At 74.9% G+C, this 18,466-nt stretch carries 16 protein-coding genes and 1 tRNA gene; 11 read left to right on the top strand and 6 right to left on the bottom strand.

Going from position 1 to position 18,466, the window contains the following annotated elements:
- The first annotated feature begins 582 nt into the window (after positions 1-582).
- Positions 583-655 (top strand) — tRNA-Arg (locus tag ACIF6L_RS21835).
- A gap of 315 nt (positions 656-970) precedes the next feature.
- Here ACIF6L_RS21835 and ACIF6L_RS21830 read toward each other — a convergent pair.
- Complete coding sequence (locus tag ACIF6L_RS21830; protein WP_329489922.1) at positions 971-1,600, bottom strand: TetR family transcriptional regulator C-terminal domain-containing protein; 630 nt, start codon at positions 1,598-1,600, stop codon at positions 971-973.
- A 95-nt stretch (positions 1,601-1,695) separates the two neighbouring features.
- On the opposite strand from ACIF6L_RS21830, the gene ACIF6L_RS21825 reads away from it, so the two are divergent.
- On the top strand, positions 1,696-2,244 hold the full coding sequence (locus tag ACIF6L_RS21825) for a GNAT family N-acetyltransferase (RefSeq protein ID WP_396489859.1): 549 nt from the start codon (positions 1,696-1,698) through the stop codon (positions 2,242-2,244).
- A gap of 98 nt (positions 2,245-2,342) precedes the next feature.
- Here the strand turns inward: ACIF6L_RS21825 and ACIF6L_RS21820 are convergent, their stop codons facing one another.
- The gene (locus ACIF6L_RS21820) at positions 2,343-3,815 is read right to left on the bottom strand and encodes an MFS transporter (RefSeq protein WP_396489857.1); all 1,473 of its coding nucleotides are present in this window, start codon (positions 3,813-3,815) and stop codon (positions 2,343-2,345) included.
- Between the two features lie 222 nt (positions 3,816-4,037).
- Here ACIF6L_RS21820 and ACIF6L_RS21815 point away from each other — a divergent pair, with 222 nt between their 5' ends.
- Positions 4,038-4,736 (top strand): TetR family transcriptional regulator, encoded by a 699-nt coding sequence (locus tag ACIF6L_RS21815; RefSeq protein WP_359810450.1) that lies wholly within the window; start codon positions 4,038-4,040, stop codon positions 4,734-4,736.
- Positions 4,737-4,825: 89 nt separating this feature from the next.
- A complete protein-coding gene (locus tag ACIF6L_RS21810; RefSeq protein WP_329489918.1) occupies positions 4,826-5,635 on the top strand; it encodes an enoyl-CoA hydratase/isomerase family protein in 810 nt (269 codons plus the stop codon).
- Between the two features lie 63 nt (positions 5,636-5,698).
- Here the strand turns inward: ACIF6L_RS21810 and ACIF6L_RS21805 are convergent, their stop codons facing one another.
- Positions 5,699-6,922, bottom strand: coding sequence for an acyl-CoA dehydrogenase family protein (locus ACIF6L_RS21805; protein WP_329489917.1), 1,224 nt, complete (start codon positions 6,920-6,922; stop codon positions 5,699-5,701).
- Between the two features lie 292 nt (positions 6,923-7,214).
- Here ACIF6L_RS21805 and ACIF6L_RS21800 point away from each other — a divergent pair, with 292 nt between their 5' ends.
- Both ACIF6L_RS21800 and ACIF6L_RS21795 read left to right on the top strand, forming a co-directional pair.
- Positions 7,215-7,847, top strand: coding sequence for a TetR family transcriptional regulator (locus tag ACIF6L_RS21800; protein ID WP_396489855.1), 633 nt, complete (start codon positions 7,215-7,217; stop codon positions 7,845-7,847).
- A 76-nt stretch (positions 7,848-7,923) separates the two neighbouring features.
- Positions 7,924-9,399: a cellulase family glycosylhydrolase gene (locus ACIF6L_RS21795; protein ID WP_396489853.1), complete on the top strand. Its 1,476-nt coding sequence runs from the start codon at positions 7,924-7,926 to the stop codon at positions 9,397-9,399.
- Positions 9,400-9,435: 36 nt separating this feature from the next.
- Here ACIF6L_RS21795 and ACIF6L_RS21790 read toward each other — a convergent pair whose 3' ends face one another.
- Positions 9,436-11,460, bottom strand: a complete 2,025-nt coding sequence (locus ACIF6L_RS21790) for a M3 family metallopeptidase (protein ID WP_396489851.1) — start codon at positions 11,458-11,460, stop codon at positions 9,436-9,438.
- Between the two features lie 168 nt (positions 11,461-11,628).
- On the opposite strand from ACIF6L_RS21790, the gene ACIF6L_RS21785 reads away from it, so the two are divergent.
- A complete protein-coding gene (locus ACIF6L_RS21785; RefSeq protein WP_396489849.1) occupies positions 11,629-13,344 on the top strand; it encodes a bifunctional 3'-5' exonuclease/DNA polymerase in 1,716 nt (571 codons plus the stop codon).
- A 62-nt stretch (positions 13,345-13,406) separates the two neighbouring features.
- On the opposite strand, the gene dhaM is transcribed toward ACIF6L_RS21785, so the two are convergent.
- Complete coding sequence (gene dhaM / locus ACIF6L_RS21780; RefSeq protein WP_329489912.1) at positions 13,407-13,799, bottom strand: dihydroxyacetone kinase phosphoryl donor subunit DhaM; 393 nt, start codon at positions 13,797-13,799, stop codon at positions 13,407-13,409.
- 159 nt (positions 13,800-13,958) lie between these two features.
- On the opposite strand from dhaM, the gene dhaK reads away from it, so the two are divergent.
- On the top strand, positions 13,959-14,954 hold the full coding sequence (dhaK, locus tag ACIF6L_RS21775; RefSeq protein WP_396489847.1) for a dihydroxyacetone kinase subunit DhaK: 996 nt from the start codon (positions 13,959-13,961) through the stop codon (positions 14,952-14,954).
- A 16-nt stretch (positions 14,955-14,970) separates the two neighbouring features.
- Entirely contained in the window at positions 14,971-15,600 is a 630-nt protein-coding gene (gene dhaL / locus ACIF6L_RS21770) for a dihydroxyacetone kinase subunit DhaL (protein ID WP_359834408.1), read from the top strand.
- Positions 15,601-15,619: 19 nt separating this feature from the next.
- Here the strand turns inward: dhaL and ACIF6L_RS21765 are convergent, their stop codons facing one another.
- Complete coding sequence (locus tag ACIF6L_RS21765; RefSeq protein ID WP_396489845.1) at positions 15,620-16,792, bottom strand: PP2C family protein-serine/threonine phosphatase; 1,173 nt, start codon at positions 16,790-16,792, stop codon at positions 15,620-15,622.
- A gap of 246 nt (positions 16,793-17,038) precedes the next feature.
- Here ACIF6L_RS21765 and ACIF6L_RS21760 point away from each other — a divergent pair, with 246 nt between their 5' ends.
- Positions 17,039-17,257, top strand: a complete 219-nt coding sequence (locus ACIF6L_RS21760) for a cation transporter (protein ID WP_329489908.1) — start codon at positions 17,039-17,041, stop codon at positions 17,255-17,257.
- Positions 17,258-17,326: 69 nt separating this feature from the next.
- The coding region (locus ACIF6L_RS21755) for a heavy metal translocating P-type ATPase (RefSeq protein WP_396489843.1) at positions 17,327-18,466 on the top strand (1,140 nt) is incomplete at its 3' end.

The following is an 18,466-nucleotide window of genomic DNA, read 5'->3' as shown; positions in this document are numbered from 1 at the left end:
GAGAGTGCGCTTCCCGGAAAATCCGCACCAGGCAGATCGGAAATCCTGTGGACAAGTCGGCCCTGTGGAAAACCGGTGTCACTCACAGGGGTGAATTTCGGCCCTTCCGGTCCTACTTTCGGCCTGGCTTCTACGGGGCCATGACAACAAACGCCCCGCTTCCCGCCGTACCCGCGCACCCCCAGGGGTGGCCTGCCCGGCCGTCCGCCCACGTCATCCGACCGAACGAACCCGAATACGGCCCCCCACCCGCGCCGAGACCGGTAGTTTCTCCGTGCCGAATCCATAACGGGTGGGGCGGCAGCCCCGTAACGACTGCACAACGTCCGGCGCCGAAGCGGGCCAGACCGCTGCACGCACGGCCGTCACCTGCGATTATCGGACCGCTCCACCGAAGCCGACACACCCGCGACGGTGTTGTTACACCCGGCCGAGGTTCTGGACACCCTTATCCTGTCCCCGACAGGGCAAGGCCCCGCCAACCCCCACCCCACCCTCAGGCAGGGGCCGGACAGCGGGCGCCCCGCGCGCTCGTCGCCCGATCCCGGCAACGGTCACGCCCATCAGGGCGCCGTCCGTCCCGCCCCCATAGCTCAGCGGATAGAGCACCCGCCTTCTAAGCGGTAGGTCGCAGGTTCGAATCCTGCTGGGGGCACCGCACCGAATTCCCGCAGGCCACGCCCTCGGCGAGGGCTTTGCCCGGCCGGGCCGCCGGATAATCCCGTGTACCGAACGCGCATAGCCCGTGACAATGCGTGTCGTGGCGGGGGCGGAAACGACACCGGGGGAAACACCGGTACGAACCGGTCGTACGGCCCGAACGGAAACAACGGGCGAATCAGACAACACCCCCGGGGCCGCCGCGCCACTCGCCTCCGGTGCCGCTCCGGACGGCGGCCGCGGGCCGTCCCCGGCGCCGCGGAGCCCCGCTCAGCGCCGCTCAGCACCGCGAAGTCCCGCTCGGCTCCGCTCAACCCTGGCCGGCGGCCGCTCCGGGCAGCCCCGCCAGATAGGCGTCCAGTAGCGCCACCTGCCGCTCGGGCGGGAACTCCGCCGGGGCGAACAGCGCCTGCACCACCAGCCCCAGCGCGAAGGCCTGCGCCCCCGCGGCGAGCTGCCCGGCGTCCACGCCGTCCGGCAGCTCCCCCAGCCGCTGCGCGGCGGCCACCGACTCGGCCAGCAGCGCCCGCGCCCGCCCGTAGCGGGCCGCGTGCGCGGCGGCCAGCTCCGGGTCGGCCAGCGCGACGTCCCAGGAGCCGACCCAGATCCGGTTGCCGGCCGTGCCGGCCCCGTCCAGCGGAAGGATGTCGAGCAGAGCCGCCCGCAGCCTGGGCAGTCCGGCGGGCGGCGGCGGGCTGCCGTCCGCCGGGGCGGTCCGGCGCGGCCGCTGCTGGGAACGCCGGTCCAGTACGTCGAGGGCGTGTGCCACGAGCGCCCGCTTGTTGGGGAAGTAGTGCGTCAACAAACCGGTGGAGGCGCCCATTTCGGCGGCCACCGCACGCAGCGTCAGCCCCTCGAAGCCGCGCGAGGAGAGCACCCGCCAGACCGCCTCGGAGACGTCCTCGCGGCGGGCTTCATGGTCTCCCCGGGCTGGTGTCATAAGCGGTATGGTACCTACCAAACGTTTGTTATGTATGCCGGAACGGCCGGGCCGCGCCCCGCCCCCACACCCGGCCCCGCCCGAAAGGCCCGCCGATGTTCGCCATCCCGCTCGCCGACCGTGCCGAACTGCGCCCTCTGGAACCGTGGCAGGCCACCGAGTTCCTGACCCACATGGACCGCGCCCGCGACCACATGAACCCGTGGATCACCTGGGCCCACCGCTCCACCGACCTGGCGTCAGCCCGCGCCACCCTGCAGGGCTACGCCGACCGGCAGGCCGCCGACGCCGGCCGGCTCTACGGCATCTGGCTGGACGGCACGCTGGTCGGCGGCACGATGTTCGTCTCCTTCGACGCCGTCGCCGGGGTCGCCGAGATCGGCGTCTGGACGGAGCCCGCCGGCGAGGGCCGGGGCCTGGTGGGCGCCGCCGTCCGCCACCTGGTCGACTACGCGTTCACCACCCGCGGCCTGCACCGCCTGGAGTGGCACACCAGCCCGACCAACCTCCGCAGCCGCTCGCTCGCGCAGCGGCTGGGCATGCGGCTGGACGGTGTCATGCGGGAGTCGTACCTGGTCAACGGCGTCCACCAGGACTCCGAGATCTGGTCGCTGCTCGCCCACGAGTGGCAGCCGACCGGCTGACGGCGGCGCACAGCGCGGGGCCCGGTGGACGGTCGTCCACCGGGCCCCGCGCCGCACCACTCCCGCGCCGCACCACTCCTACCCCGTACCGCTCCCGCTCAGGCGGCCAACGCCTGCCCCTGCGCCGCCGGCTCGGGCACCGGGCGCGGGCGCAGCCGCAGGGCCAGGACGAGGACCAGCGCCATCACCCCGGCCGCCGAGAGGAACACCACGTCCACCGCGCCGATGAAGCTGTGCACCGCGTGCGTCCTGGCGGCGCCGGTCAGCCGGCCCACCGCACCGAGCGCGGTACCGGGCTCGCCGCTGTCGAAGACCCGGGCCAGCACGGTGCCGAAGAGCGCGGCGCCCAGCGCGCTGCCGAGCGTCTGGAAGAACCGGACACCGGTGGTGGCGACACCCAGCTGGTGGGCCGGGGCGGCCTCCTGGACGACGGTGATGAGGCGGCCGATCAACTGGCCGAGGCCGAGGCCCAGCAGGACGAGCTCGGCCCGCACCAGCCAGAGCGAGGTGTCCGGGCCGCTCAGCCCGAGCAGCAGCAGGGCGACCGTGGCGCAGGCGGCGCCGGAGGCCAGGATCGCCCGGACCGACCAGCCCCGTGCGGCGAACCGGTTGGCCGCGAGACCGACCGCCGTCATGCCGAGCGCCATCGGGATCAGATAGAGGCTGGCGGAGGTCGCGGCGACCCCGCGGGCCACCTGCAGGTACAGCATCACGTACATGATCGCGCCCATCAGGCCCATTCCGACCAGCCCCTGCACCGCGAAGCCGATCCGGATCTCCGGGATGCGGAACAGCGAGAGCGGCAGGACCGGCTCGGCGGCGGTGGCCTGGCGCCACAGGAAGAGGCCGAGGGCCGCGAGGGTGGCGGCGGCCAGACCGAGGATCTCCGGCGACGTCCAGGCGTAGGTCTTGCCGCCCCACTCGGTCACCAGCAGCAGCCCGGTGGCGAACGCGGCCGCCAGGGCGGCGCCCAGGAAGTCCAGGCCGCGCCGGCCGGCCGAACGCGGAAGCTTGAGCACGAGCGCGGAGCCGACCAGGACGAGCAGGCCGAGCGGCAGGTTGATGTAGAAGATCCAGCGCCAGTCGAGGTGGTCCGCCAGGAGCGCGCCGATCAGCGGGCCCACGGCCATGCCCGCGCCGCCCACGATGCCGCCGACGCCGCCACCGCCGCCCTTGGCGTCGTCCGGGTCCTTGAGCTGCGCCATCACCACCATCGTCACGCTCATCAGCCCGCCGCCGCCGATGCCCTGGACCGCCCGGAAGGCGATCAGCTCGGTCATCGACTGGGCCGCTCCGCAGAGCGCCGAGCCGAGCAGGAAGACGCCGACCGCCCCCAGCAGCGCCCGCTTGGCACCGTAGAGGTCGCAGAGCTTGCCGTAGAGCGGCAGCAGCGCCGTCGCCGCCAGGGCGAAGGCACTCACCAGCCAGGGCAGTCGGTCGACGCCGTGGACGGGGTCGAGGTCCTGGACGATCGGCACGGTGGCGGCCGACACGATGTTCATGTCGAGCACCGCCAGGACGATCGTGATCAGGCAGAGCAGCATGCCCAGCTTGCGCTGGGGCTCCGTCATCAGAGCTGCTGCCGGCGCGGTGGCGGCCATGGGAAGTCCCCCCGGGGATCGCGGAATTCGGGCATTCGGCTACGGACCGGACCGCACCGGACAGGTGCGGCTCGGCGGCACGCCCTCACCATGGCAGGTATTTTTGACCCGGTCAATTGTTTGCTGGAGTCAATAGTTCGCCACAGTCCATCATTAAGCCCGGTCAATCTTTGATCCTGGTACAGTCATGCCATGGCAGAGCGCAGCACGACCACCGGGCCCGAGGCAGTGGAGGCGGCCGCGGACGCGGCACTGAGCCTGCGCGAGCGCAAGAAGCGCCAGACGGCCCGTCGGATCTGGCACAGCGCGATCGCCCTCTTCGCCGAGCGCGGCTTCGACGAGGTGTCGGTCGCCGAGATCGCCGCCGCGGCCGACGTCTCGAAGATGACCGTCTTCAACTACTTCCCGTCCAAGGAAGACCTGGTCATGAGCCCGATGGAGCGGCACACCGGCGAGGCCGCCGAGGCGGTCCGCGACCGTGCCCCGGGCGTCTCGGCGGTGGCCGCGCTGCGCGCCGGGTTCGCGGCGGGCCTGGAGCGGTTCGACCCGGCCACCGGTCTGAGCGACGACCGCTTCGTGCTCGACGTGATCCGCCTGATCCACCGGACACCGGCATTGACCCTGCGCGCGACCACCGCGTGGGGCCGGGCGGCGAACGAGCTGCTCGCCGCCGAGCTGCTCGCCCAGGACCCGGCCGGCGACCGGCTCCGGGCCCAGGTCGCGGCCGCCCAGCTGATGAGCGTCCGGCTGGCGCTGACCAACGAGAACCACCGCCGGATGCTGGCCGGCGAACGGGCCGCCGACGTGCTGCCGGAGGCCCTGGAGAACGCCCGGCGCAGCTTCGACCTGGCCGAGCACGGCCTCGGCGACTACGGCACCCGGCCCGCCTGACCGTTCGCCGCCCGGCGGCGGACGGTCCGCCCGACGGGGCCGCGGCCGCGCCTGAGAGAGTGTCCGCACCACGAACTCCGGAGGTGCGCATGGACCAGCCGCTGCTCACGCGGGACCGCTCCCCGCTGCCCACCCACGTCGACGGCCTCCACGCCTACACCGGCGAGGACGGCGTCGCGGTGCTGGAGTTCGCCCGGCCGCACCGGCGCAACGCCGTCACCCTGGCGATCTGGCAGGCCCTGCCGAAGGTCCTGCTCCGGCTCGCCGAGCAGCCCGGCCTGCGGGCCCTGCTGGTCACCGGCGCGGGCGGCACCTTCAGCGCCGGCGCGGACATCGCCGAACTGTCCGGGATCTACGCCGACCCGGACCGCGCCGACGACTACCACGCCGTCAACGTCGCGGCCGAGGAGGCGCTGGCGGACTTCCCGCATCCGACCGTCGCGGTGGTGCACGGCGCCTGCGTCGGCGGCGGCTGTCAGCTGGCCGTCGCCTGCGACCTGCGGTTCGTCGCCGAGGACGCCCGGCTGGGCATCACCCCGGCCAAGCTCGGGGTGGTCTACCCGGCGGTGCCGACCCTTCGGCTGGCCCGGCTGGTGGGCCCGTCGCGGGCCAAGTACCTGCTCTTCTCCGGCGAGTTGGTGACCGGCCGGGAGTGCCTCACGCTCGGTCTCGCCGACCGGGTCCTGCCGGGCGCCGAACTCGACGCCGGGGCGCTGGAGTTCGCCCGGCTGCTGACCACCCGCTCGTCGCAGACCATCGGCGCGGTCAAGGCCGCGCTGGCCGTCCCGCCGGAGCGGGCCGCCGAGGCGCTGCACCCCTGGGAGCGCCGCTCCCGGGAGGCCCCGGACGTCCGCGAGGGTCTCGCCGCCTTCCTGGAGGGCCGGCCGCCCCGGTTCTGACCGGCCCGGGCCGGACGGACGCACGGGCGCACCCGCCGGTCGCGCCGCCCGGCCCCGCCGCACTCAGCGGATCGGCATCCCCGAGATCGCCCGGGCGATCACCAGCCGCTGGATCTCGCTGGTGCCCTCGAAGATCGAGTAGATCGCGCTGTCCCGGTGCATCCGCTCGACCGGGTACTCGCGGGTGAAGCCGTTGCCGCCGAGGATCTGCATCGCCTGCGCGGTGACCCACTTGGCGGTCTCGCCCGCGTAGAGCTTGGACATCGAGCCCTCGGCGGCGGTGAACGGCTGGTTGTTCGCCGCCATCCAGGAGGCCCGCCAGACCAGCAGCCGGGCGGCGTCGATCCGGGTCTTCATGTCCGCCAACTGGAAGGCGACGCCCTGGTTGTCGATGATCGGGCGGCCGAACTGCACCCGGGTCTTCGCGTAGTCCAGCGCCACCTCGTACGCGGCGCGGGCGATGCCGATCGCCTGCGCCCCGACGGCCGGCCGGGAGGCCTCGAAGGTGGCCATCGCCGCGTTGCCCCGGCCGCCGCCGCGCTTGGCCCCCTCGCGGGCCCGGGCCAGCCGCTCGTCCAGCTTCTCCTTGCCACCGAGCAGGCAGTGCCCCGGCAGTCGGACGCCGTCCAGGACCACCTCGGCGGTGTGCGAGGCGCGGATGCCGTGCTTCTTGAACTTCTGGCCCTGGCTCAGCCCGGGCGTGCCCGGCGGCACCACGAAGGAGGCCTGGCCGCGCGCTCCGAGCGCCGGGTCGACGGCGGCCACCACCACGTGGACGGCGGCGATCCCGCCGTTGGTCGCCCAGGTCTTGGTGCCGTTCAGCACCCACTCGTCCTTGGCCTCGTCGTAGACGGCCCGGGTGCGCAGCGCGGACACGTCGGAGCCGGCGTCCGGCTCGGAGGAGCAGAAGGCGGCCACCTTGAGGTCGTCCGGGGTGCCGAACATCTGCGGCGCCCAGGTGCCGATCTGCTCGTCGGTGCCGTTGGCGAGCACGGCGACGGCGGCCAGCGTCGTGCCGACGATCGAGAGGCCGATGCCCGCGTCGCCCCAGAACAGCTCCTCCATGGCGATCGGGATGCCGACCCCGGAGGGGTCGAAGTACTGCTGGGCGTAGAAGTCCAGGGAGTAGATCCCCAGCTTGGCGGCCTCCTGGATGACCGGCCAGGGGGTCTCCTCGCGCTCGTCCCACTCGGCCGCGGCGGGGCGCATCACGTCGGCGGCGAAGCCGTGCAGCCAGTCGCGTACGGCGAGCTGGTCCGCACCCGGGTCCAGCGAGAACGTGCTCATGATGCCTCCGGTCGAAGGGGCCCCTCGCCGCCCGGCGGGGCGGCGGACGCAAGGGCGGGGCAGTGGGGGTGTCGGACAGGTGTTACCGGGGGTAACATCGCGGGGAGTCTGCTACTCATAGGTAGGAATGTCAACGCCCCGGGGCCGTCGACGCCCCCGCCGGGCAGCTCCGCGGCACGCTGCCCCGCGCCACGCCCCCGTACGCCCCCGACCGCTCCGCCCGACCGCCCGCACCGCGCCCGCACCACCCCGCAGCCGCAACCCCCGTCGGCCCGACCCGCCAGGAGACCTCATGCCGCCCTCCGACGCACCCCGCCGGGAGCAGCTGCTCAACGCCGCCGACCGGGTGGTCCAGCGGGAGGGCCCGGGCGCCAGCATGAACGCCATCGCGGCCGAGGCCGGGATCACCAAGCCGATCCTCTACCGCCACTTCGGCGACCGGAACGGTCTGATCCGGGCACTGACCGAGCGCCACACCAGCGGTCTGCTGGCCGCCGTACGGGCCGCGCTGAGCGAACCGCTGGAGCGCCGCGACCGCGTCGAGCACGTGCTGGACACCTACCTCGCCGGGATCGAGGCCCGCCCGCAGGTCTACCGGCTGCTCACCCACCCCGAGCCCGGCGACCCGTCCGGCGTCGGCAACGCGCTCGCCCCGGCGCTGCGGCAGATCGCCGAGGAGATCACCCGGGCCGTGCAGAGCCAGGTGGACCTCGGGGCCGACCGGGAACTCCTCGCGGAGGCCTGGGGCCGGGGGATCACCGGCATGGTGCTGGCCGCCGGGGACTGGTGGCTGGAGTCCAGACCGTGCTCGCGCACCCGGATGGTGCAGGCGCTCGCCGACCTCCTCTGGGGCCGGCTGGCCGCCGCCGCCGACCTGCCGACCGCCGCCCTGCCGGCCCCGGCGCAGGACCCGACGTCGAGCTGAACTCTTGTGCTGTGCATGCCAGTTCGGGCATCATCGGGCCCCACCCCCACGCTCCGCGAGATGCCGCGAGGTACCGATGCGCTTGCGCCGCACCGCCGTTGCCCTCCTACTCGCCGCCACCGCCGCCCTGGCCGCCCCCACCCCCGCCCTGGCCGCGTCGCCGGACGCCTCCCGGTCACCGGCCCCGTTCCGGGCCGGGTTCCCCACCGGCACCGCCACCGCGCCGGACGGCACCACCGACCTCACCGACGCCACCGGCCGCCGGCTGCGGCTCCGCGGCTTCAACCTCGACAAGTACGCCGAGGCCACCGAACAGGACGTCGCGTCCCTGGCCGCCCAGGGCTTCACCCTGGTCCGGGTGGCCGTCTCCTGGACCAGGCTGGAGCCCGTCCGCGGGCACCTCGACCCGACCGAACTGCACCGCGTGCAGCGGGTGCTGGACTGGGCCGAACGCTACGGCGTGCTGGCCCTGGTCGACTTCCACCAGGACGTCTACGGGCCCAAGTTCGGCGGCGGGGACCGCGGCGTCCCGCTCTGGGCCACCCGCGACGACGGCCTTCCGTTCACCCCGGATCCGGACGACTGGTTCGCCGGCTACTTCCAGCCCGCCGTCCAGGCGGCCTTCCGCCACCTCTACGACGACCCCGACCTGCGCGCCTGGCAGGCCGACTTCTACACCCGGCTGGCCCGCGAACTGCGCGGCCACCGCTCGCTGCTGGGCTACGACCTGTTCAACGAGCCGTTCGGCCCGGTGGACGGCGACCCGACCGACCCGGCCGTGCTCGCCGCCTCCTCCGCCGCCCTCGAAGAGGGCCGGCTCGCCGACATGTACCGCCGGCTGATCCGGGCCGTGCGCCGCGTGGACTCCCGCGCCTGGCTGTTCGTCGAGCCGACGGTACTGGTCGGCCAGGGCGTCTCCACCCGGCTGCCCGGCTTCGGCGACCCGCGCCCCGGCGCGCCCCGGCTCGGCTACGCGCCGCACTTCTACGACACCGCGGTCGAGGGCGGCGCCGACTGGGACCCCTCCGGCGGCTTCGTCGAGAACTACACCGCCGCGATCACCGCCTACCCCGCGGCCCACCGCCTGCCGGTCCTGGTCGGCGAGTGGGGCCCGCCGGACGCGCGGACCCCGGGCAACTCCCAGCTGGTCCGCCGTCAGGTCGCCGCCATGGACGGCTTCGCCGCCGGCTGGACGATGTGGTACTGGTGCCGGGGCAACGGCGGCTACTGCGCGTTCGATCCGGCCGGCCGGCCCGCCCCCGGCGACGAGCCGGTCTTCGGCCCCTACCCGGCGGCGGTCGCCGGGACGGCCGTGCGCACCGGCGCCGCGGCGGGCGGGCATGTAGTGCGCTGGAACGCCGACGGCAGCGGCCGGACCACCGACCTGGTGCTGCCCGCCGCCGCCTTCCCGGCCGGTGCGCGGATCACCGTCACGCCGGCGGCCCGGGTCGAGGTCGACCAGCCGGCCGGCGGCCGGGCCGGCACCGCCCGGATCCGCCTGCCGCACACCCGCCCGGGCACCCCGGTCACGGTGACCGTCACGCCCCGCTGAGGCCCGGCACCGGGCTCCTAGCGGGCTCGAACCGGCTCAGGCCAGACCGCGGCGGGCCAGCAGCGGCCCGGTCCGCGGGTCACGCCCGACCACCGCCCGGAAGGAGTCCAGCGGGTCCCGGCTGTCCCCGCGCGAGAGCAGCTCCCGGCGGAACACCTCGCCGCTCTCCCGCACCCCCCGGCCGTTCCCCTCGAACCAGTCCACCGTCTCCGCGTCCAGCACCTCGGACCAGATGTACGCGTAGTACCCCGCGCTGTACCCGCCGGCGAAGATGTGCGAGAAGTACGCCGTCCGGTAGCGCGGCGGGATCGCCGCCACCGCGAGCCCGGCCTTCGCCAGCGCCTGCGCCTCGAACTCCTCGGCGTCCGCGATCTCCTGGCCCGGCGCCACGGTGTGCCAGGCCAGGTCCAGCAGGGCCGCCGCCAGGTACTCCACGGTCCGGAACCCCTGCCCGAAGCCGTCGGCCGCCGCCATCCGCTCGACCAACTCGGCCGGCAGCGGCTCGCCGGTCACGTGGTGCTTCGCGTAGTTGGCCAGCACCTCGGGCCGGACCATCCACATCTCGTTGACCTGCGAGGGGAACTCCACGAAGTCCCGCGGCACGTCCGTCCCGGCGAAGTACGGGTAGCGCACGTCCGAGAAGAGCCCGTGCAGCGCGTGGCCGAACTCGTGGAACAGCGTGCGCACCTCGTCCCAGGAGAGCAGCACCGGCTCGCCCGGGGCCGGGCGGGGCACGTTCAGGTTGTTCATCACCACCGGCCGCCGGCCCAGCAGCCGCGACTGGGTGACCAGTTCGTCCATCCAGGCGCCGCCGCGCTTGGACGCCCGGGCGTGGAAGTCCGCGAGGAAGAGGCCGAGCGAGCCGCCGTCCTCCTCGAACACCTCGAAGACCCGCACGTCCGGGTGGTACGCCGGGAGGTCCGGCCGCTCGGTGAAGGTCACCCCGTAGGCCAGGTTCGCGGCGAAGAAGACCCCGTCGCGCAGCACCCGCTCCAGCTCCAGGTACGGGCGCAGCGCGGCCGCGTCCACCTGGTAGGAGGACTGCCGGACCAGCTCCGAGTAGTACGCCCAGTCGTGCGCGGCGATCTCCTCGACACCGTCGACGGCCGCCGCCGCGGCGAGCTCGACCGCCTCCCGCCGCGCGTTGGCCACCGCCGGCGGCACCAGCCGGGTCAGCAGCGCGTCGACCGCCTCGACGGTGCCGGCCGTCTCGTCCGCCACCACGTGGGCCGCGTGCGTGTCGTACCCCAGCAGCCGGGCCCGCTCGGCGCGCAGCGCGGACATCCGGATCGCCAGCGGGCCGTTGGCGTCGGCCGCCCGGCCCAGCGAGGCCGCCAGCAGGCGTTCGCGCACCGAGCGGTCGGTGAGGAAGGCCAGCTCGGTCTGGTTGGAGAAGTTCTTCAGGTTCAGCACGTACTTGCCCTCGTGGCCGAGCGCCCGGGCGTTCGCGGCCGCGCCGGCGATCGCGTCCGGCGAGAGCCCGGCCAGCTCGACCGCGGAGTCCAGCACCAGCGCCCGCGCCTTCGAGTCCGCCGACACGTTGCGGCGGAACGCCGAGGCGCCGGCGGCCAGTTCGGCGTTCAGCCCGCGCAGCCGCCGCTGGTCGGCGGCGCCGAGCCGGGCGCCGGCCCGGACGAAGGCGGTGTGCCGGCGCTCCAGCAGCCGCCGCGACTCCGCGTCCAGGCCGAGCCCGTCCCGTCGCCCGTGCAGCTCCTCGATCCGGGCGAACAGCGCGGCGTCCAGGTGGATCGCGTCCCGGTGGGCCGCCAGCCTCGGGCTGATCTCGGTGTCCAGCCGGTCCACGCCCGGGGTGGTGTCCGAGGAGACCTGGTTGTCGAAGACCGCCCGGACCCGCTTCAGCAGCGCACCCGAGCGCTCCAGCGCGATCAGGGTGTTGTCGAAGGTCGGCGGCTCCGGGTTGGCGGCGATCTCGGCGATCTCGGCGAGCTGCTCGGCCATCCCGCGCTCGAACGCGGGCAGGTAGTGCTCTTCCCGGATCTCGGCGAAGGGAGGCAGTTCGTAGACCAGGGTGCTGGGCTTGAAGAACGGGTTCTCGGTCATTTCGCCGACCCTACGCCGTGGCAACGGCCGGGCACACGCGTCCGGCCCGGCGGGCGGCGCACCGTCGGCGCACGGGCGCACGGATCGGCTCGCGCGCCTGCGCCGGTTGTCGTACCCACCGGTTACCGTCGAGGTCCGCAGCCCGTACGCCCGAGAGGAGGAGCCCCCGTGGCACCCCGGATCGCCCTCGCCCCCGACCCGCACGGCCCCGGCGGCCGGCTGCTGCCCCTCGACGACGCCGGGGCCCCGCTCGGGCCGCCCGCCGCCGTGGCGGACCTCGCGGCCGCCGTCGCCGAGCGGGAGGCCGCCGAGCACCCGCGCTGGGTCTGGGCGGCCGCCGACAGCGCCTACGCGCCGCTGCTCCCCCGGCTGCCCGACCGGCTCGCCCGCTGCCACGACCTCCGGCTGACCGAGGCCCTGCTGCTGGCGTACGAGGGCCGGTTCGGCGCGCCCCGCTCGCTCGGCGCCGCCTGGGCCCGGCTGAACGGGCGGCCCGTCCCGGCCGACCTGCCCGAGCCCGGCTCCGCCGACTCCGGGGACGGCCAGGACACCCTGTTCGCCCCCGACCGGCTGCAACTCCCGCCCGGGGCCGACGCGCTGGCCGCCGTGGCGGCCGTCCACGCCGAGCAGCAGCGCCGGCTCGCCGCGATCGCCGAGCCGGGTGACCGCGCCCGGTTCCGGCTGCTGGTCGCCGCCGAGTCGGCCGGCGCGCTGGTGGCCGCCGAGATGGCGCACGACGGCCTGCCCTGGCGCACCGACGTCCACGACCGGCTGCTCACCGAGCTGCTCGGCCCCCGTCCGACCGTCCCCGGCACCCAGCCCAGACTGCTCGCCGAGCTGGCCGTCGAGCTCCAGGAGGCCCTCGGCGGCCGGCCGTTCAACCCCGACTCGCACAGCCAGGTGCTGCGCGCCTTCGCCGACCGGGGCGTCCAGCTCGGCTCCACCCGGTCCTGGGAGCTGAAGGCGGTGGACCACCCGGCCGCCGCGCTGATGATCCGTTACAAGGAGCTCTCCCGGATCCACGCCGCGCACGGCTGGGCCTGGCAGGACGCCTGGGCCCGCGGCGGCCGGTTCCGCCCCGAGTACGTGGTCGGCGGCGTGGTCTCGGGCCGCTGGGCCAGCCGGGGCGGCGGCGCGCTGCAGATCCCGCGCATCCTGCGCCGCGCCGTGGTGGCCGATCCGGGCTGGCTGCTGGTCGTCGCCGACGCCGCCCAGCTGGAGCCCCGCGTCCTGGCCGCGCTCTCCCAGGACGCCGGCCTGGCCCGCACCGCCGCCGGCGGGGACCTCTACGAGGCACTGGCCGCCTCCGCCTTCCAGGGGGACCGCGACAAGGCCAAGCTCGGTCTGCTCGGCGCCATGTACGGCCAGACCAGCGGGGACATCGGCGTGCTCCTCGCCACCCTGCGCCGGCGCTACCCGGCCGCGATGGGCTACGTCGAGGCGGCCGCCCGGACCGGCGAGGACGGCGGTGTGGTCGCCTCCCGGCTCGGCCGGGCCTGCCCGCCGCCCTCGGCCGACTGGCTCGACCTCACCGAGGCGCCGGAGACGGCCGGGGAGGCCGGCGGCCGCTCGGCGAGGGCCCGGGGCCGCTTCACCCGCAACTTCGTGATCCAGGCCAGTGCGGCCGACTGGGCGCTCGCCCTGCTCGCGGCGCTGCGCCGCCGGCTGAACGCGCTGCCCGCCACCGGCCCGGACGACCGGCCGCACCTGGTGTTCTTCCAGCACGACGAGGTGGTGGTGCACACCCCGGCGAACCTCGCCGACGAGGTGGCCGCCGCCGTCGCCGAGTCCGCCGACGAGGCCCGCCGGCTGGTCTTCGGGGACACCCCGGTCCGGTTCCCGCTCACCACCGCCGTGGTGGACTGCTACGCCGACGCCAAGTAGCCGGGGCCGGGCCGCGCGCCCAGGACCGGCCGCGCACCGGCGCCGGCCGCGCAGGCCGCCCGCTACAGCTTGCGGAACGCCCGCGCCTCCTCGGCCGCCGCGGCTACCTCGGTGACGCCCGCCCCGGTGGAGGCCGTCACCGCGGCCGCGACCGCGCCCTCCACGAACGGGGCGTCCACCAGCACCACCCCGGGCCGCGGCTCGTCCTCCAGCAGCGTGACGGCGGTCAGCACCGAGCTGCCGAGGTCGGCCAGCACCACCACGCCCGCCCCGCCGTCCGCCTCCGTGACGGCCCGGGCGATCAGGTCGTAGCTGGTCCCGAGCCCGCCGTCCTCCGTCCCGGCCGCCACCACCACCCGCACCGCACCGGAGGCGAGTTCCGCCAGCAGCTCCCGCAGCCCGGCGGCGAGCTGTGCGCTGTGCGAGACCAGGACGATGCCCACGTAGTCGCTCATACCGCCGACCCTACGACCGCCCCGGCGCTCCGCGGGAGGGGGCCGGCCGGCCCCGCGTGTCGTACCGCGGGCCGCCCGGGGGCGTGTCGCACCCCGTGCCGGGCACCCCCGTCTGGCGTAGCGTCGGGGCAGCACCGTCTGCCGAGGGAGCGAAGCGCTGTGAAGAAGCTGATCAACACCCCGGAGAGCGTCCTGGAGGACGCCCTGGCCGGAATCGCCGCCGCCCACCGGGAGTTGACGGTGGACATCGCGCATCGGGTGATCACCCGCGCGGTCCGCCCGGCGGCGTCGAAGGTCGCCCTGGTCTCCGGCGGCGGCTCCGGCCACGAACCGCTGCACGGCGGGTTCGTCGGCCCGGGGATGCTGGACGCCGCCTGCCCCGGCGAGGTCTTCACCTCCCCGGTGCCGGACCAGATGCTGGCCGCCGCCAAGGCCGTCGACTCCGGCGCCGGGGTGGTCTTCGTCGTCAAGAACTACACCGGCGACGTGATGAACTTCGCGCTGGCCGCCGAGCTCGCCACCGAGGAGGGCATCGAGGTCCGCACGGTGCTGGTCGACGACGACGTCGCGGTCGAGGACTCGACCTGGACGGCCGGCCGCCGGGGCACCGGCGCGACGGTGCTGGTGGAGAAGATCGCCGGCGCGCTGGCCGAGCGCGGCGCCGCGCTGGAGGAGGTCACCGCCATGGGCGCCCGGGTCAACGCGGCCTCCCGGTCGTTCGCGATCGCGCTGACCGCCGCGACCACCCCGGCCGCCGGCAAGCCCGGCTTCGACCTGCCGGAGGACGAGATCGAGGTCGGCGTCGGCATCCACGGCGAGCCCGGCCGCCGCCGCGAGAAGCTCCGCCCGGCCCGTGAGCTCGCCGCCGAGGTGGTGGAGACCGTGCTCGCCGACCACCACCTGAGCGCCGGCGACGAGGTGATCGCCCTGCTGAACGGCCTCGGCGGCACCCCGCTGCTGGAGCTGTACATCGTCTTCGGCGAGGTCGCCGCCCGGCTCGCCGAGCGCGGCATCACGGTGGCCCGCAGCCTGGTCGGGAACTACGTGACCAGCCTGGACATGGCGGGATTCTCGCTCACCCTGACCAAGGCCGACGCCCGGTTCCTGGAGCTCTGGGACGCCCCGGTGGACACCCCCGCCCTCAAGCGGGCCTGACGGAGGAGGGACGGCCATGGACTTCGACACCGCACTGGCCGAGGCCTGGGTCCGCGCGATCGCGGCCGCGGTCGACGAGGAACAGGGGCGGCTCACCGAGCTGGACTCCGCGATCGGCGACGGCGACCACGGCAGCAACCTGCGGCGCGGCTTCACCGCCGTGCTCACCGCACTGGACTCGCTCGCCCCCGACAGCCCGGGGGCGGTCCTGAGCAAAACGGGCAGCACGCTGATCTCCAAGGTCGGCGGCGCCTCCGGCCCGCTGTACGGCAAGGCCTTCCGCGCGCTGGGCGCCGCCCTGCCCGGGCCGGCCGACCCGGTCGCCTTCGGCGAGGCGCTGGCCGAGGGGCTGCGGGCGGTCCAGGCCCTCGGCAAGGCGGAGCCGGGCGACAAGACCATCGTCGACGCCTACACCCCGGCGCTGGCCGCGTACGCCGAGGCGGTGGCGGCCGGCGCCGACCTGCCGCGGGCCGTCGGGGCCGCGGCGGACGCGGCCGAGCAGGGCGCGCTGGCCACCGTGCCGCTCCAGGCCCGCAAGGGCCGCGCCTCCTACCTGGGCCCGCGCAGCGTCGGCCACCAGGACCCGGGCGCCACCTCCACCGCCCTGCTCTTCCGCGCCCTGGCGGAGGTGGTCGGCGCGGAGTAGCCCCGGAGCGGCCCCGGCCCTACCGGTCCGTCCGGGAGATCAGCAGGAGCAGCGCGTCGTCGCGCAGCTCCCCGCCGGTGTGCTCCAGCAGGTCGGCGTAGACCCGGCCGACCGCCGCCTCCAGCTCCGTCGCGGAGCGGGCCGCGCCCCGGACCAGCGGGCCGACCCGCTCCGCCAGCGGGTAGAAGTCGCCGTTCTCGCGGTGCCGGGCCTCGATCACGCCGTCGGTGCAGAGCACCAGCACGTCCTCCGGCCCGAACGGCTGTTCCCAGGTGGTCGGCTCGCCGACGGCCAGCCGACCCAGCCCGAGCGGCACCCACGGGTCGGGCGCGTGCAGCACGTGCGCGCCGCCGTCGTGGTCCACCCGGATCGGCGGGACGTGCCCGTACTGCAGCAGCTGCATCACGCCCGGCACCCGGAACTCGGCGAACAGCGCGGTGGTGAACTCCCCGTCCGGGGCGTGCCGCTCGACGCTGGCCTCGATCCGCGCCGCGACCCCGCGCAGCCCGGCCTCGTCGTAGGCCGCCTCCCGGAACGAGCCGAGCACCACGGCGGCGGTCTGCACCGCGCCGAGCCCCTTGCCGCGGACGTCGCCGACCGCCACCCGGGTGCCGTGCGGGGTCTCCAGCACGGAGTAGAGGTCCCCGCCGATCCGGGAGGCGTCGGCGGCGGACACGTACCGCACGGCCAGGTGCAGCGGACCGACCACCGGTCCGGGCAGCCGCAGCAGCGCGCGCTGGGCGGCCTCCGCGACGGAGCTGACGGCCGCGAAGGCGGCGGCCCGCCGCATGCGGATCTTGGCCACCCAGGCGGAGAACACGGTGAGCAGCAGATAGCTGACCATCGCGCCGTAGAGGAAGCGCTCGTCGTTGACGTTGTCGACCTCGTCGTAGTGGCTGAGGCCGAAGACCGCGAACAGGCCGACCAGGCAGACCATCAGCAGTTCGAGCGGCCGCAGGGTGAGCGCGGCGATGGTGGGGACGACCGTCATCAGCGGGGCGAGGTAGCGGTCCTTGCCGGAGAGCAGGTCGGCCAGCCCGACCAGGACGATCGCGATCAGCGCGGGGCTCGCCCGGCGCCAGAGCGGTACGTCCTGGAGGTCGGCCGCCAGCAGCGCGCCGCGCCGCCGCTCCGGCGGCAGTCCCGTGGCGGTGGGGGCCGCGGGCGACTGGGCTCGGCGGATCGGGAACACCTCTCGAACATAACGGACGCTCATCGTCCGCACCCCCCGGGAGGCGGCCGCCCCGGACGCGCCCGCCGCGCGGCGCGGATTCGGGCGCAGCGTATCCGGGCGCATACGCTCTGCTGTCGGACCGCGTCCCCGATGCGATCCGCACCACACCACCCCCTTCGGGGAATACCCCGCAGGGGTATGGTGTCATCAAGAGTGGGAGCCCGGGCGCACGCCCGCGGCCGAACAGACCTCCCGGAGGCCCCGATGTCCAGCACCATCACCTACACCGTGACCGGCATGAGCTGCGGCCACTGCGAGAGCTCGGTCAGCAAGGAGCTCACCGCGCTGGCCGGCGTCACCCAGGTGGCGGCCGACGCCAAGGCCGGCACCGTGACGGTCTCCTCCGCCGCCCCGCTCGACGACGACCAGGTCCGCGCGGCCGTCGACGAGGCCGGCTACGAGCTGGTCGGCCGGTCCGTCTGAGCCCCGCGGCGCGGCGGGGGCCGCTCGCCCCGGCCCCCGCCGTACGCCCTCCCCAAGGAGCTGATCAGCATGAGCACCGCCACCCCGGCCACCACCGCCGCCGGCCCGGGCGGCCCGCGTGACCAGGACGGCACCGCCCCGGTACGCGACCGCGTCGAGCTGTCGATCGGCGGGATGACCTGCGCAGCGTGCGCGGCCCGGATCGAGAAGAAGCTCAACCGGATGGAGGGCGTCGAGGCCACGGTCAACTACGCGACCGAGAAGGCCCGGATCGACTTCGGACCGGCGGTGAGCGTCGCCGACCTCATCAGCACCGTCGAGAACACCGGCTACACCGCCGAGCTCCCCGCACCGCCGGCCGTCGAACCGGCCGCCGCGCCCGCCGGGCCGGCCCCCGCCCCGGCGGAACCCGCGGCCGACCCGCTGCTGGACCGGCTGCTGATCAGCGCCGTCCTCAGCGTGCCGGTGGTCATGCTGTCGATGATCCCGTCCCTGCAGTTCGCCAACTGGCAGTGGCTGGCCTTCGCCCTCACCGGCCCGGTCGTCGTCTACGGCGGGCTGCCGTTCCACCGGGCCGCCTGGACCAACCTGAAGCACGGCGCCGCGACCATGGACACCCTGGTCTCGCTCGGCACGTTGGCCGCCTTCGGCTGGTCGTGCTGGGCCCTGTTCTGGGGCCGGGCCGGGATGCCGGGCATGCGCCACGAGTTCTCGCTGTCGATCGGCGCCACCGACGCCTCCTCCACCCTGTACCTGGAGACGGCCGCCGCGGTCACCGTGCTGATCCTCTTCGGCCGCTACCTGGAGGCCCGCTCCAAGCGCCGCGCCGGCGCCGCGCTGCACGCCCTGCTCGGGCTGGGTGCCAAGGACGTGGCGGTGCTGCGCGGCGGCGTCGAGGTCCGGCTGCCGGTGGACCGGCTGACCCCCGGGATGCGGTTCGTGGTGCGTCCGGGGGAGAAGATCGCGACGGACGGCACCGTGGTCGAGGGCTCCTCCGCGGTGGACACCTCGATGCTCACCGGCGAGTCCGTCCCGGTCGAGGTCACCGTCGGCGACACCGTCACCGGCGCCACCCTCAACGCCGGCGGCCGCCTCGTCGTCGAAGCCACCCACATCGGCGCCGACACCCAACTCGCCCGCATCGCCACCCTCGTCGAAGACGCCCAGAACGGCAAAGCCGCCGCCCAACGCCTCGCCGACCGCATCTCC

The sequence above is a fragment of the Kitasatospora sp. NPDC086009 genome (assembly GCF_044540385.1).
Classification (GTDB): Bacteria; Actinomycetota; Actinomycetes; order Streptomycetales; family Streptomycetaceae; genus Kitasatospora.
Note: the sequence above shows the minus strand (reverse complement) of the source record. Positions and strands in the feature narration are given on the sequence as shown.

Bases quoted from the DNA above. Each gene is read 5' to 3' on its own strand.
- ACIF6L_RS21830 (WP_329489922.1), bottom strand. From the start codon at position 1,600: ATGACACCAGCCCGGGGAGACCATGAAGCCCGCCGCGAGGACGTCTCC.
- ACIF6L_RS21825 (WP_396489859.1), top strand. From the start codon at position 1,696: ATGTTCGCCATCCCGCTCGCCGACCGTGCCGAACTGCGCCCTCTGGAA.
- ACIF6L_RS21820 (WP_396489857.1), bottom strand. From the start codon at position 3,815: ATGACGGAGCCCCAGCGCAAGCTGGGCATGCTGCTCTGCCTGATCACG.
- ACIF6L_RS21815 (WP_359810450.1), top strand. From the start codon at position 4,038: ATGGCAGAGCGCAGCACGACCACCGGGCCCGAGGCAGTGGAGGCGGCC.
- ACIF6L_RS21810 (WP_329489918.1), top strand. From the start codon at position 4,826: ATGGACCAGCCGCTGCTCACGCGGGACCGCTCCCCGCTGCCCACCCAC.
- ACIF6L_RS21805 (WP_329489917.1), bottom strand. From the start codon at position 6,922: ATGAGCACGTTCTCGCTGGACCCGGGTGCGGACCAGCTCGCCGTACGC.
- ACIF6L_RS21800 (WP_396489855.1), top strand. From the start codon at position 7,215: ATGCCGCCCTCCGACGCACCCCGCCGGGAGCAGCTGCTCAACGCCGCC.
- ACIF6L_RS21795 (WP_396489853.1), top strand. From the start codon at position 7,924: ATGCGCTTGCGCCGCACCGCCGTTGCCCTCCTACTCGCCGCCACCGCC.
- ACIF6L_RS21790 (WP_396489851.1), bottom strand. From the start codon at position 11,460: ATGACCGAGAACCCGTTCTTCAAGCCCAGCACCCTGGTCTACGAACTG.
- dhaM (WP_329489912.1), bottom strand. From the start codon at position 13,799: ATGAGCGACTACGTGGGCATCGTCCTGGTCTCGCACAGCGCACAGCTC.
- dhaL (WP_359834408.1), top strand. From the start codon at position 14,971: ATGGACTTCGACACCGCACTGGCCGAGGCCTGGGTCCGCGCGATCGCG.
- ACIF6L_RS21760 (WP_329489908.1), top strand. From the start codon at position 17,039: ATGTCCAGCACCATCACCTACACCGTGACCGGCATGAGCTGCGGCCAC.